Origin of the sequence: Azospirillum sp. B506 (genome assembly GCF_000333595.1) — a bacterium.
Classification (GTDB): Bacteria; Pseudomonadota; Alphaproteobacteria; order Azospirillales; family Azospirillaceae; genus Azospirillum.
In genome coordinates this window covers 1-4,974 of sequence record NZ_BADK01000594.1, presented here as the reverse complement: position 1 = coordinate 4,974, position 4,974 = coordinate 1, and the positions used below count along the sequence as shown (strand labels likewise).

Sequence of the window (4,974 nt, the reverse complement as noted above, 5' to 3'; positions counted from 1 at the left end):
CATTGGCACCTATAGCTGGCGCAACGACGTCTTCGACGTGGTGATGATGGCCGGCTTCGGCTTGTTCGGCTATGTGCTGAAAAAGCTGGACTGCGAGCCGGCGCCCCTGTTGCTCGGCTTCGTCCTCGGTCCGTTGCTCGAAGAGAATCTGAGCAGGGCGATGCTGCTGTCGCATGGCGATCTGACCGTCTTCGTCACCCGGCCGATCAGTGCCGGTCTGATGGCGGTGGCGGCCGGACTGCTGGCTCTGATCCTGCTGCCGGCCTTCCGTCGCCAGCGCGAGGTGGCGTTCAAGGAATAGCGAGCGCCTTCCATGTTCGGGTTGCCTGGATCGGGTCCTGCGGCATCCCGCGGCAGGACCCGTATCTTGCCAAACAAGATAAAATTTTATATAAAAGCATATAGATTGTTCGGGATGATGAGGGAGTGCATCATGGCCGCCACCGCTTGGATGGGACAGCGCCTGAGCCGCCGTGGGGCGCGGGCCGTGTTGCGTGAACACCGCCGCGCCAATGCCCGCAAGCGCGGCTGGTCGCGCGACATCGCCCGGCTGATGCTGGTCGCCTCCATGCTGGTCCTGGGGGTTCTGGCGGTGGAGATCGGGCGCAAGGCCGTCACCATCCTCGGCCACAACGCTGCCCAGCACTCCATCGAGATCACCGGCTGACCGGGTGCGTCAGGGCAGGACCACCACATAGCGTTTGGTGGTGGTCTCGACCACAGTCCAGCTTCCTTGGAATCCCGGTTCGATGACGAAACGGTCCCCGGCCTTCAGGGTCCATGACCGTCCATCGTCATGGGCGACGATGCTCTCGCCCTCCAGGATCTCGCAATATTCCCATTCGTCGTAAACGATGCGCCAGGAGCCGGTAGTCGAGCGCCATGTACCGGCGAACCGCTTGCCATCGGCCGACTCGTATCCGTTCCAGGTGGTGAAGACCGGCGTCCCCGACAGGATGCGGTCGGCGGCCGGAGCGCCGGCTTCGGGCATGATGCCGTCGGAGTCGGCCAGAAGCGACAGGGAGGTGGACAGGGTCATCGTCAGGGTTCCTCACCAGTCAGCCAGCAGCGCCGGCAAATCGCGGACCGACTCCAGCCGGCGGTAATGCTCGTCCGGCACATCGGCCTCCTCATGCGCCCAGGTGATGGCATAGGGGATGTGGACGGCATGGGCACCGGTCGCCAGCACCGGCAGGATATCGGAGCGCACCGAATTGCCGACCATCAGGAACCGCGTCGGGTCGATGCCGTGGCGGTCCATCACCCGGCGATAAGTGGCCGGGTCCTTCTCGCTGACGATCTCCACCGCGTGGAACAGCTCAGACAGGCCGGATCGTGCAATCTTGCTCTCCTGGTCGAACAGGTCGCCCTTGGTGATCAGCACCAGCCGGTGGCGTCCGGCCAGCGTCTCCATCACCTCCTGCACGCCGGGCAGCAGCTCGACCGGATGCTCCAGCATGGCCTTGCCGAAGTCGATCAGGCTTTGCAGGTCGCGCGCCGGCACATTGCCGTCGGTGACGGTAATCGCCGTCTCGATCATCGACAGTACGAAGCCTTTGATGCCGTAGCCATAGACGCGGAGGTTCGCCCGCTCCGCCTCCAGCAGGCGGCGGTCGAGAACGTTTGGGTCGGCGGCATGGGCCAGCAGGGCACGGAAGCGGTCCTGGGTCATCGAAAACAGCGATTCATTGTGCCAGAGCGTGTCGTCGCCATCGAAGCCGATGACCTCGAACTGCTGGCCGGCAGGGGCGGGGATGCTGTTCATGGGCCTGTCCACTGGTCCGCTGGATTGGTCCGTAAGTAAAACAATACATCGCTCAAGTCGGGCTGCTCTGTCCAGGGGGCATCTCCGCGGGAGTTCTTTATTGTCAGTCTGGCGAACCGTAAGTATCCGCAATGACGATTTTGCCACAGATCGGTGACATTCCATGGCGAGTTCTTCGCTGCCTGCAAAGCGGGCATGTTGCCGCCGGGGGTGGCAACATGCCTGAAAGAGGCGTAATTATATTTCCACACAAGGAGGACGTGATCGCTGACCGGCGGACCCTCCATAACAAGACATCTCAGGAATCTCCATCATGGCTACCCTTCTGCATTCGGCTGAGACCGGCCACGCCACCACCACCTTCGGCCATATCGTCGAAGCCGCCTCGAACCTGCTGGGCCTGTGGCGCCAGCGTGTCATCACCCGCCGCGAACTGGGTTATCTGGACGACCGTATGCTGCAGGACATCGGCTTCAGCCGTCTGGACGCCGATCGCGAGATGTCGAAGCCGTTCTGGCGCGAATGAGCGCTTGCACGCCGGCCGGCGAACGCACCGGAAAAGGCCGCTTCCGTTGATCGGAAGCGGCCTTTTTCTTTGCCCGGCGCCCGAGCCTGCCTAAGAAATAAGCTGCACAAAAAACAGACGGTCAGAAAAAGAAAATCCCGCCTGCCGGTTCACTCCGGCGGCGGGCTTTTCTTGACGGATCTGGAAACGGGCAGGGTGTGCCGCCCCGCCCTTCTCCTCAGATGCAGTAGTGCTTGAGCGGCTCGAAGCCGTTGAAGCAGACGGCCGAATAGGTCGTGGTGTAGGCGCCGGTGGCATGGATGCGTACACGGTCGCCGGCCTTCAGGCCCATCGGCATCTTGTAGTCGGCACGCTCGTACAGCACGTCGGCGCTGTCGCAGGTCGGGCCGGCCAGGATCACCGCCTCGCGGTCCTCGTCATGCTCGTCGCCAAGCACCTCGATCGGGTACTGGATCGCCTCGTCCATTGTCTCGGCCAGGCCGCCGAACTTGCCGATGTCGAGATAGACCCAGCGCTTGGTATCCTCGGCCGACTTGCGCGACACCAGGACCACTTCGCTCTCGATGATGCCGGCGCTGCCGACCATGCCGCGGCCGGGCTCCACGATGGTCTCCGGCAGGTGGTTGCCGAAGTGGGTGCGCAGCGAATCGAAGATCGCCTGGCCGTAGGCGGTGCATTCCGGCACGTCGGTGCGGTAGCGGGTGGGGAAGCCGCCGCCCAGGTTGATCATGCCGAGGTCGACGCCCAGCACCTCAAGCTCGCGGAACAGCTGCGCCACCTGGAAGATGGCGTGGTCCCACTGCATCAGGTCCTTCTGCTGCGAGCCGACATGGAAGGACACGCCATAGGGCTGCACGTCCATGTCGCGGGCCTTCAGCAGCAGCGCGCGAGCCATCGCCAGGTCGCAGCCGAACTTGCGCGACAGCGGCCATTCGGCGCCCTCGCCCGAGGTCAGGATGCGGCAGAAGACACGGGCGCCGGGGGCGGCGCGCTCGATCTTCTCCAGTTCCGGCTCGCTGTCGAAGGCGAACAGGCACACGCCCAGCTCGAAGGCGCGACGGATGTCGCTTTCCTTCTTGATGGTGTTGCCGAAGGAGATGCGGTCCGGGCTGGCGCCGGCGGCCAGCGCCATCTGGATTTCCGGGACCGAGGCGCAGTCGAAGGCGGAGCCGAGACGGGCCAGCAGGCTGAGGATTTCCGCGGCCGGGTTCGCCTTCACCGCATAGAAGATGCGGGCGTCGGGCAGGGCGTCGTGCAGATCGTTGTAGTTCTGCTCGACCACGTCCAGATCGATGACGAGGCAAGGGGTCTGCGGGCGCTGCTCTTCGAAAAAGCGCGCAATCTTCTGGGTCATCTCAGTCTCCTGGGACGCAAGATGATGGAACGGAACGGGCGAAGTCGGGGGAAACGGAGCGGCCGGGCGGGCCGATCAGCAACTGAGAAAGCTGATCAGGCGCTCAGGCCGCCAATACTGGATTGCCCCGTACAGAAACCTGTTCTGTCCGTATGGTCCAGGAGCGGCAAATTTCGGAGACGGGTGAGCACGCGCCCACCCACAACAACATCAACCATCGTAACCTCCAAGTCGCCGCCTTGTTTAAGGGACGGTCGGGGATCACGCGTTACGTCGTTGCATAACCACATCTCGGAGACGCCGAGGGGCGGGCCAGCGGCACGTGCGCTTGCGAGTTCGCGTTACATAGATCCAACGCGAACGAATGCAAAGTGAAAAATGCGGTCCGCTCCAAAAAAGTGGCAGACCGTTTGGGATGCCGAAAAACCGGAGTGATTTCATGGGCTTGACTACGGTTCTGACCGTGGAGGAAATGGGGTTGAGGCTGCTGGCGGCGGCCCTGTGCGGTGCTTTGCTGGGACTCGACCGCGAAATGCGCGGCAAGGCGGCGGGGCTGCGCACGCATACGCTGATATCCATCAGCTGCGCGCTGACCACGATGGTGGCCCTGGAGCTGTTCGCCGGGCTGCAGGCGACGGCGGACGACCGGCCGAGCGACCCGGTGCGTGTCATCCAGGGCGTGGCGCAGGCGGTGGGCTTCATCAGCGCCGGGGTGATGTTCCGGTCCGGCGACAGCGTGCGCGGGGCAACCACCGCGGCGGTCATCTGGGTGGCCGGGGGGCTGGGGATCGCTTGCGGCGCCGGATATTACACGCTGGCGGGGATGACGCTGGGCCTGTGCCTGATCGTGACGATCCTTTTCACCATCCTGCTGGACCGTTTCCCGCAGCTGGGCGAGGAGGAGCGCAAGGCACGGGAACGCCGCTCCGCCTCCCGCCATGCCTCGCATCATGGCCGGATCAGGCGGATCGCCCGCTCGTCGCCGCGGGGATGACCAGCAGCCGGTGCGCCAGCAGCGCCCCCAGCCCTCCCAGCCCGATGGCGCCCATCATCGGCACGGCGGTGCCGTTGTTCAGGTGGCCGACGACGATGCCGATGACGGCGGCGATGGACATCTGCGCGAAACCCAGAAGCGAGGAGGCCAGCCCGGCCATGGTGGGGTAGGGACCGACGGCGTTGGCGCTGGCGTTCGGCAGGGTCAGGCCGGCGCCGAGGATGAACAGGAAGACCGGTACCACGATGGACAGCAGGTGCAGCACCCCGGCCAGCGCCAGCACCCCGCGCCGACACCTCCACCCAGCGACAGCAGCGTGCCGATGCGGATCATCC

At 64.4% G+C, this 4,974-nt stretch carries 7 protein-coding genes and 1 pseudogene; 4 read left to right on the top strand and 4 right to left on the bottom strand.

The genetic code is table 11. From position 1 onward, the window contains the following. Both I71_RS17280 and I71_RS17275 read left to right on the top strand, forming a co-directional pair. Positions 1–301: tripartite tricarboxylate transporter permease (locus I71_RS17280; RefSeq protein ID WP_042696080.1), on the top strand; the 301-nt coding region annotated here is incomplete at its 5' end. 132 nt (positions 302–433) lie between these two features. Beyond that, positions 434–667 carry a hypothetical protein gene (locus I71_RS17275; RefSeq protein WP_042696079.1) on the top strand — a complete coding sequence of 78 codons (234 nt, stop codon included), beginning with the start codon at positions 434–436 and terminating at the stop codon, positions 665–667. 9 nt (positions 668–676) lie between these two features. On the opposite strand, the gene I71_RS17270 is transcribed toward I71_RS17275, so the two are convergent. Continuing rightward, positions 677–1,039 (bottom strand): cupin domain-containing protein, encoded by a 363-nt coding sequence (locus I71_RS17270; protein WP_199902204.1) that lies wholly within the window; start codon positions 1,037–1,039, stop codon positions 677–679. Between the two features lie 12 nt (positions 1,040–1,051). Next, complete coding sequence (locus I71_RS17265) at positions 1,052–1,765, bottom strand: HAD family hydrolase (RefSeq protein ID WP_042696078.1); 714 nt, start codon at positions 1,763–1,765, stop codon at positions 1,052–1,054. A gap of 313 nt (positions 1,766–2,078) precedes the next feature. Here I71_RS17265 and I71_RS17260 point away from each other — a divergent pair, with 313 nt between their 5' ends. Continuing rightward, positions 2,079–2,291 (top strand): DUF1127 domain-containing protein, encoded by a 213-nt coding sequence (locus I71_RS17260; protein ID WP_042696077.1) that lies wholly within the window; start codon positions 2,079–2,081, stop codon positions 2,289–2,291. Between the two features lie 217 nt (positions 2,292–2,508). On the opposite strand, the gene I71_RS17255 is transcribed toward I71_RS17260, so the two are convergent. Then, complete coding sequence (locus tag I71_RS17255) at positions 2,509–3,645, bottom strand: type III PLP-dependent enzyme (RefSeq protein ID WP_042696076.1); 1,137 nt, start codon at positions 3,643–3,645, stop codon at positions 2,509–2,511. A gap of 439 nt (positions 3,646–4,084) precedes the next feature. Between I71_RS17255 and I71_RS17250 the strand changes: the two genes are divergently transcribed. After that, the gene (locus I71_RS17250) at positions 4,085–4,639 is read left to right on the top strand and encodes an MgtC/SapB family protein (protein ID WP_042696075.1); all 555 of its coding nucleotides are present in this window, start codon (positions 4,085–4,087) and stop codon (positions 4,637–4,639) included. Here the strand turns inward: I71_RS17250 and I71_RS17245 are convergent. Next, a pseudogene (locus I71_RS17245) lies at positions 4,605–4,974 on the bottom strand (hypothetical protein); the annotation flags it as partial. The gene I71_RS17250 and the pseudogene I71_RS17245 overlap by 35 nt on opposite strands.

Bases quoted from the DNA above. Each gene is read 5' to 3' on its own strand.
- I71_RS17250 (WP_042696075.1), top strand. From the start codon at position 4,085: ATGGGCTTGACTACGGTTCTGACCGTGGAGGAAATGGGGTTGAGGCTG.
- I71_RS17255 (WP_042696076.1), bottom strand. From the start codon at position 3,645: ATGACCCAGAAGATTGCGCGCTTTTTCGAAGAGCAGCGCCCGCAGACC.
- I71_RS17275 (WP_042696079.1), top strand. From the start codon at position 434: ATGGCCGCCACCGCTTGGATGGGACAGCGCCTGAGCCGCCGTGGGGCG.
- I71_RS17265 (WP_042696078.1), bottom strand. From the start codon at position 1,765: ATGAACAGCATCCCCGCCCCTGCCGGCCAGCAGTTCGAGGTCATCGGC.
- I71_RS17270 (WP_199902204.1), bottom strand. From the start codon at position 1,039: ATGACCCTGTCCACCTCCCTGTCGCTTCTGGCCGACTCCGACGGCATC.
- I71_RS17260 (WP_042696077.1), top strand. From the start codon at position 2,079: ATGGCTACCCTTCTGCATTCGGCTGAGACCGGCCACGCCACCACCACC.